We start from the raw sequence: 20,276 nt of genomic DNA, 5'->3' as shown, positions 1-20,276 counted from the left end.
GTGCTGGGGTCAACCGGGTAAGTGGTGGCTGGTGGGGCTCGGGTGGGTGGGGACCGCCCCCAGGTCACCACCCTTCGGACCGACCCAGGCCAGCCCCGCGCCAGGGACGGCTCAGCGCACCCGGCGGATCCGGATCGGCCCCTTGGCGGTGGACGGGTCGACGACCTTGCCGCCCTGGGTGATCTCGACCTGGCCGGCGTCGACCAGGCGGCGCGCGGCACGGCGGGCCGGCTCCATCAGCTCGCGCCAGGCCTCCGGGCCGGCGTCGCCAGCGCTCGAGCCCACCGCCCGCGCCGCGTCCGAAGGACAGATCGTCGCGCCGGCAGCGCGACCGGCGAGCAGCGCGAGGATCGACTGCGACAGCTGCTCGTCGACGGGCCGCACCTTGCGGCTGCGGCAGGCCGCACCGCAGAACCTCACCTCGTCCCAGCTCCTCGCCCACTTCTTGCGCCACTCGATGCGGCGCCCGCACGAGGCGCAGATCTTGTCGGGAGGCTGGGCGGGCATGCGACCAGTCTGCCGACCGGACCAACCGCCGGCCTAGGCTGAACAGGTGCGCATCGACCTCACCACCGTCCTGGTCCACGCCGAGGACGAGGCCATCGACTTCTTCACCACCGCACTCGGCCTCGACCTCGTCGAGGACACCCCGCGGCCCAGCACGTGCGGATGACCGCAGCCGGCAACACCTGGGACCTCCTCGGAGCCGCCAGCTCGACCACCGGCCCCAACCGGTGACCAACGCCGCGGTCAGTACCGTGGGCAGCATGGAGCCCACTTCGCCCGCCGACGTCACCGCGCGCCTGCGGGAGACCGGCTACCTCAGCGACGACGACCTCGCGACCGTGGTCTTCCTCAGCCTCAAGATGCAGCGCCCGCTGCTCCTCGAGGGCGAGCCCGGCACCGGCAAGACCGCGCTCGCCGAGGCGATCGCGGAGAGCCTGGGCCTGCCGCTGGTGCGGCTGCAGTGCTACGAGGGCATCGACGCCACCCAGGCGCTCTACGACTGGGACTTCCCGCGCCAGATCTTGCACCTGCGTGCCCTCGAGGCAGCGGGCGGCGCGGACGTCGAGGAGGCCGAGAAGAGCCTGTACGACGAGCGGTTCCTGCTCGCGCGCCCCGTGCTGGCCGCGCTCCAGCAGGCCCCGGCCGTGCTGCTCGTCGACGAGGTCGACCGCGCCGACGACGAGTTCGAGGCGTTCCTGCTCGAGGTGCTCTCGACCTACCAGGTCTCCATCCCCGAGCTCGGCACCGTCAAGGCGGTGACCCCGCCGGTGGTCATCTTGACCTCCAACCGGACCCGCGAGCTCCACGACGCCCTCAAGCGGCGCTGCCTCTACCACTGGATCGACCATCCCGGCCTGGACCGCGAGGTCGAGATCCTGCGCTCGCGCGCGCCCGAGGTCTCCGAGACCCTGGCCCGCCAGGTGGCCACGATCGCTCAGCAGCTGCGCCAGCGCGGTGACCTGGAGAAGCCCCCGGGCGTCGCCGAGACCCTCGACTGGGCCCGCGCGCTCCAGCACCTCGGGGCCACCGAGGTCGACCTCGAGACCTCGGCGCGCACGCTCGGCGCGCTGGTGAAGTACCGCGAGGACACCGACCGCGTGAAGCAGGCGCTCGACCAGATGCTGCGCACGTGATCGACCTCCAGCAGCGCGCCCCCGGCGAGTCGACCCCGGTCCGCGAGGTCGACGAGGTCCTCGCCGGCTTCGCCCGGGCGCTGCGCGCCGCCGGCCTGCCGGTGACCCAGGACCGCACCCAGGGCTTCCTCGACGCGGTCTCGGTCGTCGGGCTCGGCGACCAGCGCGCGACCTACAACGCCGGCCGCGCGACCCTGTGCGGCTCCCCGGACGACCTGCGCCGCTACGACCAGGTCTTCGAGGCCTACTTCAACGCCCGCGACGGCCTGCCCCGCGCCACCCCGGCCCCGCCGACCGCTCCGTCCTTCTCCGACCTGCCCTCCGACGAGCGTGAGGGGCAGGGCGACGGGAACGGGGAGACGGTCCAGGCGATGGCCAGCAACGCCGAGGTCCTGCGCCACCGCGACGTCGCCGGCATGTCCGCGGCCGAGAAGCACCGGCTCTCCGCGATGTTCGCGACGCTGCACCCGCGCGCCCCCCTCCGTCGTACGGCGCGGCACCGGGCCTGGCACCGCGGCCAGGTCGACGCCTCCCGCACGCTGCGCGAGAGCCTGCGTCGCATGGGCGAGCCCTCGGCGATCGAGTGGCGCCGACGCGCGGAGAAGCCGCGCCGGGTGGTGCTGCTGATCGACGTGTCCGGCTCGATGAACGGCTACGCCGACGCGCTGCTGCGCCTCGCGCACCGGATGTCGCAGGGCCCCGGCGTCGTCGAGACGTTCACCGTCGGCACCCGGCTGACCCACCTGACCCGCGCGCTGCACAGCCGCGACGCCGAGCGGGCGCTGGTCGCCGCGGGCGAGGCCGTCCCCGACTGGTCCGGCGGCACCCGCCTGGGCGAGACCCTGCAGGTCTTCCTCGACCGCTGGGGCCGGCGCGGCATGGCCCGCGGTGCCGTGGTCGTGGTGTTCAGCGACGGCTGGGAGCGCGGTGACTGCACGCTGCTCGGCGAGCAGATGCGCCGCCTGCACCGGGTCGCGCACCGCGTGGTGTGGGTCAACCCGCACCGCGGCAAGGCCGGCTACGAGCCGGTGCAGCAGGGCGTGGTGGCTGCCCTGCCGCACGTCGACGACTTCCTCGCCGGTCACTCGCTGGCGACGTTCGCAGACCTGGTGGAGGTGGTGGCACGTGCGTGACGTGCTCGAAGAGCTGATGACCCGCTGGCACGCGGGGGAGGAGATCGGGGTCGGCACCGTCGTGGCGACCTTCCGCTCCGCCCCCCGGCCTCCCGGAGCCTCGATGCTGGTGACCCGGGAGGGTGCGGCCGTCGGGTCGGTCTCCGGGGGCTGCGTCGAGGGCGCGGTCTACGAGCTGGCCGAGTCGGTCGTCGTGTCGGGGGCGCCGGTCCTGGAGCGCTACGGCGTCTCCGACGACGACGCGTTCGCCGTCGGCCTGACCTGCGGCGGCATCCTCGACGTCTACGTCGAGAAGGTATCGCGCGACACCTTCCCCGAGCTCGGCGACATCGCCGCCGACATCACCGAGGGCCGCGCGGTCGCGCTGGCCACGGTGATCGAGCACCCCGACCCCTCCTGGCTCGGCAAGCGCCTGGTCATCCGTCCCGAGTCGCACGACAACGAGGGCACCCTCGGCAGCACCCGCGCCGACGGCGCCGTCCACGACGACGCCATGGGCCTGCTCGCCAGCGGCACCAACGCCACGCTCACCTACGGTCCCGACGGAGAGCGCCGCGGCGAGGGCATGCGCGTCTTCGTCTGGGCCTTCGCGCCCAAACCGCGGCTGCTGGTCTTCGGGGCGATCGACTTCGCCGCCGCCGTCGCCCGGGTCGGCGCCTTCCTCGGCTACCAGGTCACCGTCTGTGACGCCCGCCCGGTCTTTGCGACCCACAGCCGCTTCCCGGACGCCCACGAGGTCGTCGTCGACTGGCCCCACCGCTACCTGACCGCAGAGCAGGAGGCCGGGCGCATCGACCAGCGCACGGTCGTCACGGTGCTCACCCACGACCCCAAGTTCGACGTACCCCTCCTCGAGGTCGCCCTTCGCCTCCCCGAGGTCGCCTATGTCGGCGCGATGGGCTCGCGGCGCACCCACGAGGACCGCGTCACCCGCCTGCTCGAGGTCGGCGTGAGCAAGGAGGAGCTCCAGCGGCTCTCCAGCCCGATCGGCCTCGACCTCGGTGCCCGCACGCCCGAGGAGACCGCGATCAGCATCGCCGCCGAGATCATCGCCGGCCGCTGGGGTGGCACGGGCGAGCGCCTGGTGAGCACGGAGGGCCGCATCCACGGCGACCTCGACCACCTGCCGTGAGCCCCGCCGCACCCCGCCACCGAGCCCACCGAGCCGGTTGAGCCGGCCGAACCGGCGCTGCCACCGGCGCCCGACGCGCGTTCCCTGCCGGCGCTGATGCGCGAGGATTTCCGGGCCAGCCGGATCCGCTACGGCCGCGTGGTCGAGGAGACGGCCGACTACACCCGCTCCCAGGTCACCTACGACAGCAGCGGGGTCACCGTCTCGGGCATCCTCCTGCGCCCCACCGGGCCGGGCCCGTTCCCCCGGGGTCGTCCTCAACCACGGCTACATCGACCCCGACGTCTAGGTCGCCGGCCAGGGGCTGGCCCGCGAGCAGGCCTGGCTGGCCGGTGCCGGCTTCGCGGTGCTAGACACCGACTATCGCGGCCACGCCGGGTGGCAGCGCTCGATCGAGCGCACGGTGCGGTTTCTGCGCAGCCGGCTCGCCTGAGGTCGGGACCGGGACCGACCGGGCGGGGCCACCTGTCACAACGGGTAGTTATCACGGGCCCCGGTTGCTCCTAGCGTCGAGAGCGACACGACACCGGGAGGTTCGATGGGTTCGGGATGGATGGAGACGGTGGCCGAGGCACAGCGGCGGGCGCAGAAGCGCCTGCCGTCGTCGGTCTACAGCGCGTTGCTCGCGGGCTCGGAGCGTGGCACGTCCTACGACGACAACACTCGCGCCTTCGGTGAGCTCGGCCTCGCGCCGCACGTGGCGGGACTGACGGCCGAGCACGACCTCGCGACCACGGTGATGGGTCAGACGATCTCGATGCCGGTGCTGATCTCGCCCACCGGCGTGCAGGCCGTGCACCCCGACGGCGAGGTCGCCGTCGCTCGAGCGGCGGCCGCCCGGGGCATCGCGATGGGGCTCAGCTCGTTCGCGAGCAAGCCGGTCGAGGAGGTCACCGAGGCCTGCTCGCAGGTGTTCTACCAGTCCTACTGGATGGGCAGCCGGGAGGTGATGGCCCGCCGATTCGACCGGGCCCGCGACGCGGGCTGCGTGGGCCTGATCGCCACGCTGGACTGGTCGTTCTCCTACGGCCGAGACTGGGGCAGCCCGGTGATCCCGGAGAAGCTGGACCTCAGGGCGATGGCCCGCTTCGCCCCCGAGGCGCTGCGCCGGCCGCGCTGGCTCTACGACTTCGCCCGCTCCGGGAAGCTGCCTGACCTCACCACGCCCAACCTCGTCGACCCCGGCGCCGAGGACCAGGCACCCACCTTCTTCGGGGCCTACGGCGAGTGGGCGCAGACCCCGCCGCCGACCTGGGACGACATTGCGTGGATGGTCGAGGAGTGGGGCGGGCCGTTCATGCTCAAGGGCATCTGCCGCGTGGACGACGCCCGGGCGGCCGTCGACGCCGGCGTCACCGCGATCTCGGTCTCCAACCACGGCGGCAACAACCTCGACGGGACCCCGGCCCCGATCCGGGTGCTGCCCGCGGTGGTCGCCGCGGTCGGCGACGAGGTCGAGGTGCTGATGGACGGCGGGATCCGCCGGGGCAGCGACGTCGTCAAGGCCGTCGCCCTCGGTGCCCGGGCGGTGATGATCGGTCGTGCCTACCTCTGGGGCCTGGCCGCCAACGGGCAGGCGGGCGTGGAGAACGTCCTCGACGTCCTGCGGGGCGGCGTCGACTCCTCACTGCTCGGCATGGGCCACTCCTCGGTCCACGACCTCTCGCCCGACGACGTGGTGGTGCCCGACGGCTTCCTGCGCACGCTCGGCGGCACCACTGCCCGGGACCGCGCGGGCACGTGAGCGAGCCACGGGTCGCGCTGGTCACGGGGGCGGCCCGCGGGATCGGCGCGGCCACCGCGGTGCTGCTCGCCGACCAGGGGCTGCGGGTGGTCGCGCTCGACTCGTGCGAGGGCGACGGCGGGCGCGCGGGCTACCCGCTCGCCACCCCGGCCGACCTCGAGCGCACCGGCGACGTGCTCGGAGACCGGGGGATCACCCTGCAGGCCGACGTGTGCGACCCCGCGGCGCTGCGGCACGCGGTGGCCTGCGCGGTGGAGGAGTGGGGTCGGCTCGACGTGGCCGTTGCGGCCGCCGCGGTCATCGGCGGCGGAGTCCCGCTGTGGCAGGACACCAGCCTCGCCGCGCAGTGGGAGGTGGACGTCGTGGGGGTGTGGAACACCGCCGCGGCCGCCGTACCGGAGATGCTCACCGGGCCCGACCCCGCCGGTTGCCGCTTCGTCGCCGTCGCCTCCGCGGCCGGCACGCGGGGGCTGTTCCACCTCGCTGCCTACACGACCGTCAAGCACGCGGTCGTGGGGCTGGTGCGCGGGCTGGCCGCCGACCTCGTCGGAACCGGGGTCACCGCCGCGGCCGTCGCACCCGGGGGCACGCGCACCGCGATGCTCGACGCGACCGCGGCGCTCTACGGCGTCACCGCCTCCGACCTCGCACCTGCGCAGCTGCTCCAGGACCTGCTCGACCCGCGCGAGGTCGCCGCCACCATCGCCTTCGCGTGCTCGCGGGAGGGGCGGGTGCTCAACGGCTCGGTCGTGCACGCCGACGGCGGCTTCGTCGGCTGACGGGGCACCTGTCCGTCCGGGCAGGTGGTGCCCCCTCCGTCGGGGCAGGTGGGGGCACCAACCAACGCTTTCGCAACGTAGGGCGAGGCAGTGTGGTCCCCGTCACAGGCTTGGAGGCTCAGATGACCACCACGATGGCGCCCGCCGACACGATCGCACCGCGCCGCTCGACCACCGTCGCGGACCGAGAACCGGTGCGCCACGACGCGCCGCGCGAGCCCTCCGGGCTGGTGAAGTTCCACGCGCCCGAGGTCGTCTTCGGGATGGGGTCGCTGGCCGAGGCCGGCTTCGCCGCCGTCCGGCTCGGCGCGCGCCGACCGTTGGTGGTCACCGACCCCGGCATCATCGAGGCCGGCTGGGTCGAGGAGCTGCTCGGCCACCTGCGCGACTGCGGACTCCGGCCGGTGCAGTGGTCGCGGGTCACCCCCAACCCGCGCGACCACGAGGTCCGGGCGGCCTACGCCCACTACCTGGAGTGGGACTGCGACGTCATCATCGGCATCGGCGGCGGCTCCTGCGCCGACGCCGCCAAGGGCGTGGCGGTGCTGTCGGGCAACGGCGGCGACATCCTCGACTACGCCGGCATCGACCAGATGACCCAGCCGATCCCGCCGGTGCTGATCATCCCGACCACCTCGGGCACCGGCGCCGACGTCAGCCAGTTCTGCATCGTCACCGACACCGAGCGCTCGGTGAAGATCACGATCATGGGCCGCGCCCTGGTGCCGGACATCTCGATCACCGACCCTCGGCTGCTGATGACGATGCCCGAGCAGCTCAACGCGGCCACCGGCCTCGACGCGCTCACCCACGGCATCGAGGCCTTCGTCTCGCTGGCCCACAACCCGCTGGCCGACAACCACGCGCTCAGCGCCGTCGGCCTGGTGTGCACCTACCTGCGCAGCACCATGACCGACCCGAAGGAGGAGCGGCCCCGGACGAAGATGGCCCAGGCCAGCCTCGAGGCGGGGCTGGCCTTCTCCAACGCCATCCTCGGCGCGACCCACGCCATGAGCCACCAGGTCGGGGGCCTCCTCGACGCGCCGCACGGGGTCGTCAACGGGGTGCTGCTGCCGCACGTCATCCGCTACAACGCCCGGGCCACGCCCGACCGCTTCACCGACCTGGCCGCCGCGTCCGGGCTGGAGGTCTCCGGCATGCCGGGCGAGGAAGCCGCCGAGCTCCTCGCCGACCACGTGCGGCGCCTCGCTGACGACGTTGGCGTGCCCCGGGGGTTGCGCGAGCTCGGGGTCTGCGAGGCCGACATCCCGCGGCTGGCCGGCACCACGCTGGACGACGCGTGCCTGACGACCAACCCCCGCGCGGCCACCCGGAGCGACGTCGAGAAGCTCTTCCGAGACGCCCTGTGAGGTGACGGTGACCAGTCAGTCGCTCGACCTCGCGACCCTCACCGGGGTCCGCTCGGGCAAGGGGTCCTACTACCGCGCCTACGTCGCCTCCGACGAGCGCATGCAGCGCGCGGTGCGGGCGATGGACTCGATCTCCCGCACCCTGGTGCGCACGGTCGAGGGCCCGCGCGGCCTCCTCGAGCAGGTCACCCGGGCCGCCTCGGAGCACCTCGAGGCGCAGTGGACGCTGCTCGCGCTCTCCGACGGCCACCTCCCCGGTGCCCGGCCGCGCTTCCTCGCGGTCGACCGGGAGGGCACGGTCGTCGACGAGGACGCCGGCCTGCCACCCGCCGTACGACGTGAGCTCGGCGCGATCCGCGCCGGTCACGCCACCCGCACGCCGGCCGACGCCACCTGGGTGCGGGTGCCCATGACCCTCGACGGGGTGCGGATCGGGGCCCTCGTCGGGTTGCACGGCCTGGACGCCGAGCCCGCGCCGGGGGACCTCTCGGTGCTGCGGATCCTGGCCAACGAGGCGGCCGTCTCGCTGCACACCTCCGAGCAGTACCAGGCGGGCGCGGCCCTGCACCGTCGTGCCCAGCAGCTCTACGACGAGGCGACCGCCCAGGCGCTCGACCTCGAGCAGCGCACTCGCGAGCTGCGCGAGGTCGAGCAGCGGCTGCTGGTGGCCCACCAGCGCGAGCTCGTCGACCACGAGCGGCACCGGATCGCCCGCGAGCTGCACGACTCGGTGACGCAGTACGTCCTGTCCACCGGCATGGCCGTCGAGGTCGCGCGGGGTGAGGCCGAGCACCTGGGTCCCCAGGGGGCCCCGATCCTGGCCCAGCTGTGCACGGCCAAGTCGCTGAGCCAGGTGGCGATCGACCAGCTGCGACGGGCGATCTATGCTCTGCACCAGCCGCAGCGCGACACCGTGTGGACGCTGCCCGAGCTGCTCCACGAGGTGGCCGAGCACCACCGCCAGCAGCTGCAGGTCCAGGTGCGCGTCGAGGGGGACGCCCACCTGCTCGGGGCCGACGCCGACCACGAGATCGCGCGGGCGGTGGGGGAGGCCCTCTTCAACGTCGCCACCCACGCCGAGGCGACGCGCGCCGTCGTACGCCTGCGCTATCGCGCCACCGAGCTCCTCGCCAGCGTGGCCGACGACGGCACCGGCGACCCCACCGAGCTGGCCCGACGGCTGCGGCTGGAGCGCGGCCCTGCCGTCGACGGCCGGCACCGTGGCCTGGTCAACATCGAGAGCCGCATCACCGAGCTCGGCGGCAGCATCGCCTTCCGTCGCGCCCGTCTCGGTGGGGTGCGCGTGGAGATGCGCATCCCGCTGCCGCTGGCGGTGCCCTACCGCCCCGGACTCATCGGCGGCCTCGTCGAGGCCGCGCCCGACCGTCCGACCTTCCAGGAGAACCCGTGGCAACGCTGAGCCCGCCCAAGCCCGACACCGTCTCGAGCACCGTCGACATCATGCTCGTCGACGACCACGCCATCGTCCGCCAGGGACTGCGCTCGATCCTGGAGCGCGAGCGCGACATGCGCGTCGTCGCGGAGGCCTCGACCGCCGCTGAGGCGCTGGCCGTCGTGGTGCGGGCACGGCCGCAGATCGTGCTGCTCGACCTGAAGCTCTCGACCTCCTCCGACACCGAGGGCCTCGAGCTCTGCGCCGAGCTGGGCGAGCTGCACCCCGAGATCGGGATCCTGGTCCTCACGACCTTCCTCGACGACCAGCTGGTGCTGCGCGCGGTGCGGGCCGGTGCGCGCGGCTACGTCGTCAAGGACGTCGACACCTCCGGCCTGATCCGCGCCATCCGCGACATCGCCCGTGGGGAGAGCGCCTTCGACGCTCGCTCCGCCGCAGCCATGGTCCGCGGCCTCAACACCCCGACCGCCAGCGAGGCCAAGCACCTCACCCCCCGCGAGACCGAGGTGCTCCGCCTGCTGGCCCGCGGTCTGTCCAACCGCGACATCGGCGCCCGGCTCTACATCTCCGAGACCACCGCGAAGTTCCATGTCGGCAACATCCTGCGCAAGCTCGGGGTCACCCGCCGTGCGGAGGCGGTCTACGAGGCCTCCAAGATGGGTGTCATCTGAGCCGACCAGCCGACCACGACGAAGTCGTGGTCGGCCGAGTTGGGGCGGGCGGGCGGCAGGGATCCCCGGCCAGCCGGGGAAGTTGGCGCTTGACCGCCAATCCGACCGGGCAGTTCGGCGCGTACGTCGGTCCGCTCACGCTCTGCGTCGCGCCGGGGGCGGTGAACTGCCGACGTTCCTCCTGCCGCCCGGACCGGAGCTGCTCCTCGGAGCAGCCCCGGCCCGTCGAGTCGGCGCGATGTTGCATCAGCGGTGACCAGGCTCAGGGCACCGGCAGGACGGTGCGCTCCCACGTGGTGTTCACGATGATCGCGGCGGAGGCGTAGAGCGCGACGAGGGCGTCGAGCACCAGCACGTAGCCGGCTGCGTGGCCCAGCGCGGCACTCTCGAGAAACGCGCCGAAGGCCGCGAGATAGAACACCATGCACAGCAGCGAGAAGATCACGATCGTCGTGGTGTTGGTGCGCAGCGCGGCCAGCAGCATGTAGCTCGAGAAGATCGCCCACGCCAGCAGGAACATCCCGGTCACCGCCGCGGCGTCGGCGGTCACCATCGGCCCGTAGAACTGCACGAGCAGCGCATAGCTGAGCCAGAAGCCGGCGTACGCCGTGAAGACCAGGCCGGGGAAGGTCTCACCGCGCTGGAAGTGGATGATGCCCGCGACCAGCTCGGTGGTGAAGCCCAGCGCCAGCGCGAGCGATAGCACGGCCGGGGTGGCAGCGGCGTCGATGAGCCCCGACATGACGCTGGCGAGGACCAGTGCGGAGATGCCGAAGCTGGCGAGCCCGAGCGAGAACGGGTCGCCCCAGCCGGAGGGTGCGGTGGCCACGACGGCCGCGGGTGCCGGCTCGGCATGGCTGGGTGTCGCGTGGCTGGTGGGCTGGCTGGCGAGATCGGTCATGAGGTCCTCCGGAGGGGTGTGGGTGGCGGCGTCGGTGCCGGCCGCCTGCCTGCGGCGCTAGTGACGCAGGACCTCCGCGGGACCGGCCGAGCGACCAGTCCGGCGCCTGCCCGGAAGGGCCTCCACCACGCCTCGCGTGCACCCGTGCACCCGTCTCCGCGAGGTTGTACGGCGGACCGTCCCCACCCTGCGTGCGCGTCGGACAGGTAGGCGTGCGGACGGCGGTCGAGGCAGAGGGGCGGTGAGCTGCGGGTGACGGGCGCGCCACCGCACCTCCCACCTCCCACCGCCCATCGGCGCCTGCCCGAGGACCGCTGCACGACGTCAGCGGTCGAGGACGAGCCAGCCGCCGTGGTGCTCGTGCACCGTGTGCGCCAGGCCGGTGCGACTGCCCCAGGCATCGAGGTCGGCCAGGGAGAGCGTGCGCACGTGCCCCCAGGTCTCGTCGGCCTCGTCCTCGAGCGGCACGGCAACCACGACCCGGCGCCGGGCCAGCCGGATCGCCTCGGTCAGGACCCGGTCGCCGTGGTCGCTGTCGAGGTGCTCGAGCAGGTGGATCAGCAGCACCGTGTCGGCCGAGCGCTCAGGGGCCGGGACGCGCCCGGCGTCGGCGACGACGGTGCGCAGCGAGACCCCCAGCAGCGGCGCGACCGCGTCGAGCAGGGCGACCGTGCCGCGGTTGAGGTCGGAGGCGGTGACGTGGTGCCCGGCGGCCGCGAGGCGCAGGGACAGAAAACCGAAGCAGCAGCCGAGCTCGAGCACGCTGCCGGGCTCGAGGAGCTGCTCGGCGAACGCGTAGACAGGCGCGTAGTCGTCGATCGTCCCGTGCGCACCGCCGACACCACCGCCGACACCACCGCCGACACCACCACCGACACCACCACCCCGCGCGAGCACGGTCTCCACGCGCCGCAACGTGTTGCGGTAGAAGAGCGTCCAGCTGGCGAGCGGGTCGGGACCCGAGGTGAGCACGATGCCGGTGAAGAGCCGCTCGAACATCTCGGGACCGCGCAGCCAGCCGGGGCTGAAGAGCTCGTCGGCGAGCAGCCCCGAGAGGTCGTCGTCGATCCCCTCGGCCGGCACCCGGTGGGTGAGCAGCACGCGCGGACCGTCGTGCACGACGTCGAAGTGCGGGGTGCGCACCATGTGTCGCGAGCGGCGCGCCAGCGGCGCCGGCGCCGGGCACGCGTGCACCTCGACGAAGGCGTCGCGGTAGACGCCGCGGTCGGTCCGGGTGAAGGCGTCGATGCGGGGAGGCTCGGGCGCCGCCACCGGCCGACCCGTGCCCGTGGTCATGCCCGCCCGGTCATGTCGGGACCGCCGCCTGGTGGGAGACCTGCTCGAGCCCGGAGAGGCCGCGCACGACCTGCACGCGCTCACAGTGCTCGGCATAGAGCGGCAGGTCGCAGCCCCCGAGCCCCCACGAGTAGCGCGGCTCGGGCGTCAGCCAGATCGTGCTGCGCGCGCGCCGGCTGATCTCCTCGAAGACCGACAGACGCGGGTCGTGGCCGTTGCCGCGTCCGTCGCCCAGCACGATGACCGTCGTACGACGGGTGATGGCCGAGCCGAACAGGTCGAGGAACGTGTCGAACGCCGAGCCGTAGTCGGAGTCGGCGTCCACGTCGAGTACCCCGCCCGCGGGCAGCCCCGACATCACCAGGCTCAGCGCCTCCTCGGTGCGGTGCTCGGCGAAGAGGTCGGTCACCTCGACCAGGTCCTTGACGAACGCGAAGGTCCGCACCGAGGACGCGACCGACTGCAGGCTGTGCACCAGGTGCAGGGTGAAGCGGGCGGTCGAGCGCACGGAGAGCGAGACGTCGCATAGCACCAGCAGCCGCGGCCGGTCCTCCACCTTGCTGACGGTGACGGGACGGAAGGGGACACCGTCGTACCTCATGTTGGCCCGCATCGTGCGCGCACCGTCGACCACCCCACGCGCGGCCGCTTTGCGCCGCGGCCGGGGCGCACCACGCAGGCTGCGCAGCAGTCGCCGCAACGACTCCTCGAGGTCGGCGCGCTCGCGCTCGTCGAGGGTCTCGGCCTGCGCTGCCTGCACCTCGCGGACCTCGATCTCGTGCTCCATCTCCATGAGCCGCTCGAGGTGCTGCTTGAGCCGCTCCGGCAGGCTCGCGAGGTAGGGCGCCAGTGCCTCCCGCAGCGCGGCCAGGCCGGCCGCGGTGTCGGGGTCGTGCTCGGCGTCGTCGGGCACCGTCTCCTCGAGCCAGCTCAGCAGCATCATCTCCTCGGCGACCGTGAGCTCGGTGTCGATCTCCATGCCGGGTCGGCGCACCAGGTCGCCGGGTGCCCCGGGGTTGTGCATGCGCTGCGTGGAGAGCTGCACCCGCGCGGCCTCGCCGGCACTGTCCTGGGTGTCGTTGGACAGGACGATCTCGTCGGTCAGCGCTGCGATGTCGATCTTGTTGGCCTCCTGGTGCAGGTTGTACTGCTGGGCCATGTCCTCGGGCCTGAAGAACTCCTTGATGTCGTCGGGCTTGCCGTGCGAGTGGCCGTCCTCGGGCACGTCGCCGGGCTCCTCGGACAGGGTGAACTGCTCGAGCGAGCCCTCGTCGGTGAGGTCGTCGTGCGCGTGGCCGTGCCCCTCGTCGCCCGGCTCGATGACCGCGAGCAGCCCGAAGAAGCGCTCGAAGACCCGCTCGAAGACCTCGAGGTCGCGGCGGTCCTTGATGAGGCTGACCGCGAGAGCGGCCCGCAGCACCTCGCGGTGCTCGAGCACGCTGGGCTGGGCGACGGCGTGCATCGCGTCGACCGCCTCGGCGGTGCTCACGCGCACGCCGTGCAGCCGCAGCAGCCGGATGAAGCGGTGGACGGCGCCTTCCATCTGCTCAGACCGGACGCTTGCGGGCGGAGCGTGCGGCGAAGGAGCGCTCGCCCTGGCCGGTGGGCACGACCTTGGGCGGCCTGCCCTCCTCCGAGGAGCGGCCATTGCCGGCGTACGCCGCGTCGTGGCGGCCCGGCTGGTCCTTGGCCGCCCGCACGGCCCGGCCGTCCGGCCCGGCGTCGGTGCCGTCGTGCGCGTGGTCCGCGTCGTGGCCGTGCCCGTGGCCGTGGCCGTGGCCGAGGGAGTCGGGCACGGTGGCGTTGGGATCGACCATGCCGGGCAGGGCGCGACGGGCTTTCTCGAGGTCGCGTTCGTACTTGACGACGACGTTGAGCGTCGCGGACAGCACGTCGGCCGTGAGCTCCTCGACGCCGAGCACCGCGAGGGTGCGGGCCCAGTCGATGGTCTCGGAGATGGAGGGCGACTTGCGCAGCTCCAGATCGCGCAGGCCACGCACGATCTCGACCAGTCGCGTCGCCAGCGCCTCGGAGAGACCGGTGTCCTTCGAGCGGATGATCTCCAGCTCGCGGTCGGCCTCGGGGTAGTCGAGGAACAGGTGCAGGCAGCGGCGCTTGAGGGCGGCGGAGAGGTCGCGGGTGTTGTTGGACGTCAGCACGACGTAGGGCAGCGTCTTGGCGCGGATCGTGCCGACCTCGGGGATGGAGATCTGGAACTCGCTGAGCAGCTCGAGCAGCACCGCCTCGAGCGCCTCGTCGGCACGGTCGACCTCGTCGATCAGGAGCACGACCGGCTCCTCGGAAGTGATCGCCTCCAGCAGGGGGCGGGCCGCGAGGAAGCGCTCGGAGAAGAAGATGCTGTCCTGCTGGGCGATCCGCTCGACGGCCTCCTGGAGGTCGGCGGCGTCCTCGACGACCTGGCCGATCTTCTCCCGCAGGATCTGGGTGTAGAGCATCTGCTTGCCGTAGTCCCACTCGTAGAGGGCCTTGGTCTCGTCCTGGCCCTCGTAGCACTGGAGCCGGATCAGCCGTCGTCCGGTGACCTCGGCGAGGCTCGTGGCCAGCTGCGTCTTGCCGACGCCGGCCGGACCCTCGAGCAGCACCGGCTTGTCGAGCCGGGAGAGCAGGAACACCGTGGTCGCTAGCCGATCGTCGGCGAGGTAGCCGGCGTCACGGAAGCGGGTGCGGGTGTCCTCGACGTCGCTGAACTCGGCCACTGGCGCTGCTTGCTCGGTCACGCGGATCTCCTGTGCCTGGATGCGGGGATGGGGAGGTGCGAAGGGGGACGCGCTGGGCCCGGCCGGTGGGGGCCGGGCCCGACGCGATCGGTCGGCTAGGAGATGAGGTCGTCCAGGTCGCCGTTCATGCAGTGGTCCACGACGGGGCGCACGGTCTCGAAGGTGCACTCCTTGGCGTTGCCCGGGGTGCAGGCGTCGCCGAGGACGTGGTTGGTGATCCGGTCCACGTCGGCTGCGTCGCCGCTGATCGTCCCGGCGCTCTGGTAGAACGCGGTCGGGCCCTGGCCCAGCCGGTTCTTGGAGTAGGAGTCCTTCGTCACGTCGGTGAACTTCTCGGTGATCCCCACGTCGCGCAGCAGCCGGATCGCGGCGGCCAGCGCGGCGTCGGCCGCCTGGGGCTTGGTCATGCCGTGCGTGTCGATGCCCATGGCCTCGGCGATGTCGGCGAAGCGGCCGTACTGGGCGGGCATGTTGAACGCCCACACCCGGGGCAGCGCGATCGCGTTGTTGAGGCCGTGGTGGGTGTCGTAGAACGCCGACACCGCGTGGGAGATCGAGTGGATGATCCCCAGGCCGCCGGAGTTGAACGCCTGCGCGGCGATGTACTGGGCGTACATCATGCCCTCGCGGCCCTTGAGGTCCTGACCGTTCCAGACCGCCTCGCGCAGGTTCTCCGAGGTCAGCTTGATGGCCCGGATCGCGTTGCCCAGGGACGGCTCGAAGTTGAGCCGCGAGACGTAGGGCTCGCTGGCGTGGGCGAGCACGTCGAAGCCGCACTGGGCGGTGTAGTCGACGGGGCAGTCGAAGTAGAGCACCGGGTCGTCGATCGCCAGGGAGGCCACCGAGGCGTCGTCGAAGGCGACGTACTTGTGGGGGTTGTCGGGGTCGGTCGTGGTGTCGGTGATGACGTAGGCCCACGACGTCTCCGACCCGGTGCCGGCGGTGGTGGAGACCGCGATGTGGGGCGGGTTCTTCGGGTTCTCGGACATGTTGAAGCCCTCGAACTCGTTGACGTTGCGGCCGTCGTGAGCCACCGAGACGCGAGCTCCCTTGCAGGCGTCGTGCGAGGAGCCGCCGCCGATGGAGACGAAGGAGTCGCAGGCGTTCTCCTGGTAGAGCTTCACCGAGTCCATGACGTTGTAGTCCTTGGGGTTGGACTCGACCTTGTCGTAGACCACCACCTCGAGGCCGTGGTACTTCATCGACTCGACGATCTTGTGGACGATGTCGGTGCCGCGCAGCCCCGACGTCATCACGAGGGTCTTGCGGAAGCCCATCTTGAGGGCCTCGGGGCCGATCATCTCGTGGGCGCCGGGTCCCATCAGGGCCCGGGGGAACGGGTGGAACTCCTTGATGGGGAAGGGCTTGAGCAGCTCGTCGACTTGCATGGCGGAACCTCCGAAGGTCTGAGTGTGGGTGCCCTTCGGACGCTAGGAGTGTGAGGGCCGCCACCGACAGGGGAGGATCCGGAAACGGACCGCGGAGGCAGGGGGCCACCTGTCCGTCCGGACAGGTGGCGCCGTCATCGCGAGGGGTGTGCCACCGCGTCGGGTCCTGCCAGCGTTGCGACGTACGCCCGATGCCATCACTCACGCCCCCGGAGGCCCCCATGACGCACCCCGAGCAGACCCCGCCCCCCGCCGACGAGCAGGCCGACGAGCTCGTCGACGAGCTGGTCGAGGAGGTCTCGATCGACGGCATGTGCGGCGTCTACTGATGCCGGCGACGCTCGCCGGGTCCTGGCGCCTCAGCTCGTCGGTGTCGCTGCGGCCCGAGCCGTTCGGCGCGCTGGCCTACGACTTCGCCACCCGCCAGCTCAGCTTCCTCAAGTCGCCCCTGCTCGTCGACGTCGTACGACGCCTGGCCGGTGCCGGCTCCGTCGACGCCGCCCTCGACTCGGCGGGTGTCCCCGCCGAGCAGCACGCGGCCTACCTCGACGCGCTCCGTTCGCTGGCCCGCACCGGCATCATCACCGCCGACCACCCCAGGAGCTCCCCGTGACCCTCGCCCCCGAACGTCCTGTCACCGCCCGACCTGTCACCGCACGACCGGTGGGGGGCAAGCTCGTCGACCAGTTCGAGTTCGGTCTCGACGCGCCCATCTGCCTGACGTGGGAGCTGACCTACGCCTGCAACCTGGCCTGCGTCCACTGCCTCAGCTCGTCGGGCCGGCGTGACCCCGACGAGCTCACGACCGACGAGGCCAAGGCCCTGATCGACGAGTTCGAGCGGATGCAGATCTTCTACGTCAACATCGGGGGCGGCGAGCCGACGGTGCGACCCGACTTCTGGGAGCTGCTCGACTACGCGGTCGAGCACCACGTGGGCGTGAAGTTCTCCACCAACGGCTTCCGGATCACCCCCGAGCGCGCGGCCAAGCTCGCGGCGACCGACTATGTCGATGTGCAGATCTCACTCGACGGCGCGACCGCCGAGGTGAACGACCACGTGCGCGGCGCCGGCACCTATGACGCCGCCCTGCGTGCCATGGCCAACCTGCAGGCCGCCGGCATGAAGGACTTCAAGCTCTCGGTCGTGTGCACCCGCCACAACATCGGTCAGCTCGACGACTTCAAGGCGATCGCGGACACCTACGGTGCGCAGCTGCGCCTCACCCGCCTGCGGCCATCAGGTCGCGGCGCCGACGTCTGGGACGAGCTGCACCCGCTGCCGGAGCAGCAGCGCGAGCTCTACGACTGGCTCGTGGCCAACGGAGACCGGGTGCTCACCGGTGACTCGTTCTTCCACCTCTCGGCGTACGGCGACGCGCTGCCGGGCCTCAACCTCTGCGGGGCCGGCCGCGTGGTCTGCCTCGTCGACCCGGTCGGCGACGTCTACGCCTGCCCGTTCGCGATCCATGACACCTTCAAGGCCGGCAACATCCGCTCCGACGGTGGCTTCGACACGGTGTGGAAGCACTCCGAGCTCTTCGCCGACCTGCGCAACCCCCAGACGGGCGGAGCGTGCGTCTCCTGCTCGGCCTATGACTCGTGCCGTGGTGGCTGCATGGCCGCCAAGTTCTTCACCGGCCTGCCGCTCGACGGACCGGACCCCGAGTGCGTCAAGGGCAACGCCGAGACCGCGATCGCGGGGGAACGCACGCGTCCGGGCAGCTCGCAGGACCACTCGCACACGGGCACGGTGCGCAACGCCCCGGTGCCGCTGACGCTGCTCACCCGTCGTCCCGACAGCCCGTGCGACGAGAGCCCGGTGACGACAGGTCGACGGATCGGGCTGTGACCTCGCGGGAGCCTGCCGACGAGCTGAGCCTGGGCCGGCTGCGCTGGACCGACCTCGAGGAGGGCGACCCGGTGGTCGTCCTGGTGCCGGTCGGCTCCCTGGAGCAGCACGGGCCGGCGCTCGGCCTCGCCACCGACGCCGTGGTCGCCGCGCACGTCACCAGTCGCGCGGCCGGGGTGCTGGCCCGCGAGCGTCGCCGGTTCGTGGTCGCGCCGGTCGTGCCCTACGGCGCGAGCGGCGAGCACGAGGGCTTCCCCGGCACGATCTCCATCGGTCACGATGCCCTGCGGGTGCTGCTGGTCGAGCTCGGTCGCTCCGCCTGCCTCTGGGCCGAGGGCGTGGTCTTCGTCAACGGCCACGGAGGTAACGTGCCGACCCTGGTCAGCGCCGTGCGCCAGCTCCGGCAGGAGGGGCGCGCGGTCGCGTGGACCGGCTGCCGGGCCGCCGGTGCCGACGCCCACGCCGGGTTGACCGAGACCTCCCTGATGCTCCGCCTGGCGCCTGTCACGGTGCAGGTCGACCGGCTCACGGCCGGCCCCACCGAGCCGGTGGAGCAGCTGATGCCGGCGCTGCGGGCCCAGGGCGTGCGAGCGGTCTCGCCATCGGGGGTCCTCGGCGACCCGACGGGTGCCGACGCCCGTCGGGGCGACGCGATCCTCGCCGAGATGGTGCAGCGACTCGTCGCCGAGCTGGCGGAGATCGACGTCGACGAGCGCGGACGTCTCTCGGTGCCGGGGCAGGCGCCATGACCCTGCCTGCCGACTTCGGCGTGGCGCTCTCGTCCACCGTCCACGTCTGCGACGGCGGTCGCTCGCTCGTGGGCGGCGGTCGGGTGCTGCGGCTCTCCTCGAGCGCGGCGGAGGTCGTGGCCACGTTCCCGTCCGCCGTCGGCGGTGGCCAGGTCGCCCAGCAGGTCGCGCGGAGGCTCCTCGACGCAGGCGTGGCCGACCCGTGGTGGGCCGACCCGCCCCCACGCGACGACGACGTGGGTGACGTGACCGTCGTCGTACCCACCCGCGACCGCGCCGGCGCCGTCGCCGGCCTGATCGCCTCGCTGCCGCCGGGGCTGCCGGTCGTCGTCGTCGACGACGGCTCCACCGACCCCGGGTCGCTCGCCGCGGTCGCCGCCGAGCACGGCGCACGCCTGGTCCGGCACCCGCGCAACCTCGGCCCAGCCGCTGCCCGCAACTCGGGGCTGCGCGCCGTCCGCACGGCGTACGTCGTGTTCTGCGACTCCGACGTGCGTCCCGACCCCGGGTGGCTGGGCGCGCTGCGGCGACACCTCGACGACCCCGCGGTCGCGCTCGTCGGACCGCGGGTGCTCGGGCTGCAGGGGCTGGGGCAGGGCGCCGGGTCGTGGGTGGAGCGCTACGAGCAGGACCGGTCCTCGCTCGACCTCGGTCCCACCCCGGCCGCGGTGCGCGTGCACGGGGCAGTGGCCTACCTGCCGAGCGCCTGTCTGCTGGCCCGGGTGGCCGACCTCGGCACGGGCTTCGACGAGGCCATGCGCTCAGGGGAGGACGTCGACCTGGTGTGGCGGCTGCTGGGGGAGGGAAAGGGTGTGCGCTACGAGCCCGCCGCTGTCGTGCGCCACGACCACCGCACGCGGCCGCGCGCATGGCTGGCTCGCAAGGCGTTCTACGGCACCTCGGCAGCACCGTTGGCCGCGCGTCACCCGGGTGCCGTGGCGCCGGTGGTGATCACGCCGTGGACGGTGGTGTGGAGCGTGGCGCTGCTGGCCCAGCGACGGTGGTCGGCGCCCGTGGCGGTGCTCGCGCTGGCCGGCACGACAGCGTCGCTGGCGCGCCGGCTCGAGGACAGCGAGCGCCCCGCGCGGGCCGCCGCAGTGCTCGCGCTGGAGGGCGCGGTCGCCTCGACGTGGCAGGTCGGGGCCGGGCTGACCCGGCACTACTGGCCGCTCGGGCTCGTGTGGGCGCTGCGGTCGGGGCGTGGTCGCCGTGCCGTGCTCGTCGCGGCGGCGGCCGAGGGACTGGCCGACCGGCGTCGGGTCCGCTCGGGGCTCGGCGTGGTCCCCTACGTGCTGGTGCACCGGCTCGACGACCTCGCCTACGGCTCCGGGGTGTGGTGGGGAGCCCTCCGCGCACGCTCGCCCCGAGCGCTGCTGCCGGTGCTGCGCCGGGGTCGCCGACGGACTGCTGGTTCGGCCGTGTGAGCGCCATCACAGCGGTGCTACGTTGAAGTGACCGACGACGCACGGG

20 protein-coding genes are annotated in these 20,276 nt (G+C 72.8%); 14 read left to right on the top strand and 6 right to left on the bottom strand.

Annotation, left to right across the window (positions count from 1 at the left end):
- Nucleotides 1–111: 111 nt before the first annotated feature.
- Entirely contained in the window at nt 112–507 is a 396-nt protein-coding gene (locus BM204_RS01605) for a DUF2256 and DUF3253 domain-containing protein (protein WP_091109846.1), read from the bottom strand.
- 46 nt (nt 508–553) lie between these two features.
- On the opposite strand from BM204_RS01605, the gene BM204_RS22130 reads away from it, so the two are divergent.
- From BM204_RS22130 to BM204_RS01565, 9 genes are all read left to right on the top strand, one after another.
- Nucleotides 554–673 carry a VOC family protein gene (locus BM204_RS22130; RefSeq protein WP_143099621.1) on the top strand — a complete coding sequence of 40 codons (120 nt, stop codon included), beginning with the start codon at nt 554–556 and terminating at the stop codon, nt 671–673.
- A gap of 94 nt (nt 674–767) precedes the next feature.
- Nucleotides 768–1,640: an AAA family ATPase gene (locus BM204_RS01600; RefSeq protein WP_091110051.1), complete on the top strand. Its 873-nt coding sequence runs from the start codon at nt 768–770 to the stop codon at nt 1,638–1,640.
- Nucleotides 1,637–2,773: a vWA domain-containing protein gene (locus BM204_RS23405; protein WP_091109845.1), complete on the top strand. Its 1,137-nt coding sequence runs from the start codon at nt 1,637–1,639 to the stop codon at nt 2,771–2,773. The genes BM204_RS01600 and BM204_RS23405 overlap by 4 nt, the downstream gene beginning before the upstream one ends.
- The gene (locus BM204_RS01590; protein WP_091109843.1) at nt 2,766–3,905 is read left to right on the top strand and encodes an XdhC family protein; all 1,140 of its coding nucleotides are present in this window, start codon (nt 2,766–2,768) and stop codon (nt 3,903–3,905) included. The genes BM204_RS23405 and BM204_RS01590 overlap by 8 nt, the downstream gene beginning before the upstream one ends.
- Before the next feature lie 538 nt (nt 3,906–4,443).
- Nucleotides 4,444–5,649, top strand: coding sequence for a pre-mycofactocin synthase MftD (mftD, locus tag BM204_RS01585; RefSeq protein WP_091109842.1), 1,206 nt, complete (start codon nt 4,444–4,446; stop codon nt 5,647–5,649).
- Nucleotides 5,646–6,428, top strand: coding sequence for a mycofactocin-coupled SDR family oxidoreductase (locus BM204_RS01580; protein ID WP_091109840.1), 783 nt, complete (start codon nt 5,646–5,648; stop codon nt 6,426–6,428). Before mftD ends, BM204_RS01580 begins: the two co-directional genes overlap by 4 nt.
- Before the next feature lie 122 nt (nt 6,429–6,550).
- Nucleotides 6,551–7,798, top strand: coding sequence for an iron-containing alcohol dehydrogenase (locus BM204_RS01575; protein WP_091109839.1), 1,248 nt, complete (start codon nt 6,551–6,553; stop codon nt 7,796–7,798).
- Between the two features lie 7 nt (nt 7,799–7,805).
- Entirely contained in the window at nt 7,806–9,218 is a 1,413-nt protein-coding gene (locus BM204_RS01570) for a MadS family sensor histidine kinase (RefSeq protein WP_246165756.1), read from the top strand.
- The gene (locus BM204_RS01565) at nt 9,206–9,883 is read left to right on the top strand and encodes a MadR family response regulator transcription factor (protein ID WP_281290178.1); all 678 of its coding nucleotides are present in this window, start codon (nt 9,206–9,208) and stop codon (nt 9,881–9,883) included. The genes BM204_RS01570 and BM204_RS01565 overlap by 13 nt, the downstream gene beginning before the upstream one ends.
- A 262-nt stretch (nt 9,884–10,145) precedes the next feature.
- Here the strand turns inward: BM204_RS01565 and BM204_RS01560 are convergent, their stop codons facing one another.
- From BM204_RS01560 to mdo, 5 genes are all read right to left on the bottom strand, one after another.
- The gene (locus tag BM204_RS01560) at nt 10,146–10,784 is read right to left on the bottom strand and encodes an acetate uptake transporter (protein ID WP_091109837.1); all 639 of its coding nucleotides are present in this window, start codon (nt 10,782–10,784) and stop codon (nt 10,146–10,148) included.
- A gap of 324 nt (nt 10,785–11,108) precedes the next feature.
- Complete coding sequence (gene mftM, locus BM204_RS01555; protein ID WP_170259041.1) at nt 11,109–12,080, bottom strand: mycofactocin oligosaccharide methyltransferase MftM; 972 nt, start codon at nt 12,078–12,080, stop codon at nt 11,109–11,111.
- Between the two features lie 10 nt (nt 12,081–12,090).
- A complete protein-coding gene (locus tag BM204_RS01550) occupies nt 12,091–13,623 on the bottom strand; it encodes a VWA domain-containing protein (RefSeq protein ID WP_091109836.1) in 1,533 nt (510 codons plus the stop codon).
- Nucleotides 13,624–13,627: 4 nt separating this feature from the next.
- Nucleotides 13,628–14,818 (bottom strand): AAA family ATPase, encoded by a 1,191-nt coding sequence (locus BM204_RS01545; RefSeq protein ID WP_174812967.1) that lies wholly within the window; start codon nt 14,816–14,818, stop codon nt 13,628–13,630.
- Between the two features lie 95 nt (nt 14,819–14,913).
- Complete coding sequence (gene mdo, locus BM204_RS01540; RefSeq protein WP_091109834.1) at nt 14,914–16,206, bottom strand: NDMA-dependent methanol dehydrogenase; 1,293 nt, start codon at nt 16,204–16,206, stop codon at nt 14,914–14,916.
- Between the two features lie 221 nt (nt 16,207–16,427).
- On the opposite strand from mdo, the gene mftA reads away from it, so the two are divergent.
- Genes mftA through mftF form a run of 5 tightly spaced genes read left to right on the top strand, consistent with a single transcriptional unit; the run spans nt 16,428 to nt 20,230 of the window.
- Complete coding sequence (gene mftA, locus BM204_RS01535) at nt 16,428–16,535, top strand: mycofactocin precursor MftA (protein ID WP_143099620.1); 108 nt, start codon at nt 16,428–16,430, stop codon at nt 16,533–16,535.
- Nucleotides 16,535–16,819 (top strand): mycofactocin biosynthesis chaperone MftB, encoded by a 285-nt coding sequence (gene mftB / locus BM204_RS01530; RefSeq protein ID WP_091109831.1) that lies wholly within the window; start codon nt 16,535–16,537, stop codon nt 16,817–16,819. The genes mftA and mftB overlap by 1 nt, the downstream gene beginning before the upstream one ends.
- Nucleotides 16,816–18,057, top strand: a complete 1,242-nt coding sequence (gene mftC, locus BM204_RS01525) for a mycofactocin radical SAM maturase (protein ID WP_091109830.1) — start codon at nt 16,816–16,818, stop codon at nt 18,055–18,057. Before mftB ends, mftC begins: the two co-directional genes overlap by 4 nt.
- On the top strand, nt 18,054–18,806 hold the full coding sequence (mftE, locus tag BM204_RS01520; protein WP_246165758.1) for a mycofactocin biosynthesis peptidyl-dipeptidase MftE: 753 nt from the start codon (nt 18,054–18,056) through the stop codon (nt 18,804–18,806). Before mftC ends, mftE begins: the two co-directional genes overlap by 4 nt.
- Nucleotides 18,803–20,230, top strand: coding sequence for a mycofactocin biosynthesis glycosyltransferase MftF (mftF, locus tag BM204_RS01515; RefSeq protein WP_091109828.1), 1,428 nt, complete (start codon nt 18,803–18,805; stop codon nt 20,228–20,230). Before mftE ends, mftF begins: the two co-directional genes overlap by 4 nt.
- Nucleotides 20,231–20,276: the final 46 nt, after the last annotated feature.

The organism is Nocardioides psychrotolerans (assembly GCF_900113685.1).
Lineage (GTDB): Bacteria > Actinomycetota > Actinomycetes > Propionibacteriales > Nocardioidaceae > Nocardioides > Nocardioides psychrotolerans.
This window is presented reverse-complemented; position numbering and strand designations above follow the sequence as displayed.

Excerpts from the sequence above, each read along its gene's own strand:
- BM204_RS01605 (WP_091109846.1), bottom strand. The coding sequence starts at position 507 with ATGCCCGCCCAGCCTCCCGACAAGATCTGCGCCTCGTGCGGGCGCCGC.
- BM204_RS01600 (WP_091110051.1), top strand. The coding sequence starts at position 768 with ATGGAGCCCACTTCGCCCGCCGACGTCACCGCGCGCCTGCGGGAGACC.
- mftD (WP_091109842.1), top strand. The coding sequence starts at position 4,444 with ATGGGTTCGGGATGGATGGAGACGGTGGCCGAGGCACAGCGGCGGGCG.
- BM204_RS01575 (WP_091109839.1), top strand. The coding sequence starts at position 6,551 with ATGACCACCACGATGGCGCCCGCCGACACGATCGCACCGCGCCGCTCG.
- BM204_RS01560 (WP_091109837.1), bottom strand. The coding sequence starts at position 10,784 with ATGACCGATCTCGCCAGCCAGCCCACCAGCCACGCGACACCCAGCCAT.
- mftM (WP_170259041.1), bottom strand. The coding sequence starts at position 12,080 with ATGACCACGGGCACGGGTCGGCCGGTGGCGGCGCCCGAGCCTCCCCGC.
- BM204_RS01550 (WP_091109836.1), bottom strand. The coding sequence starts at position 13,623 with ATGGAAGGCGCCGTCCACCGCTTCATCCGGCTGCTGCGGCTGCACGGC.
- mdo (WP_091109834.1), bottom strand. The coding sequence starts at position 16,206 with ATGCAAGTCGACGAGCTGCTCAAGCCCTTCCCCATCAAGGAGTTCCAC.
- mftA (WP_143099620.1), top strand. The coding sequence starts at position 16,428 with ATGACGCACCCCGAGCAGACCCCGCCCCCCGCCGACGAGCAGGCCGAC.
- mftB (WP_091109831.1), top strand. The coding sequence starts at position 16,535 with ATGCCGGCGACGCTCGCCGGGTCCTGGCGCCTCAGCTCGTCGGTGTCG.
- mftF (WP_091109828.1), top strand. The coding sequence starts at position 18,803 with ATGACCCTGCCTGCCGACTTCGGCGTGGCGCTCTCGTCCACCGTCCAC.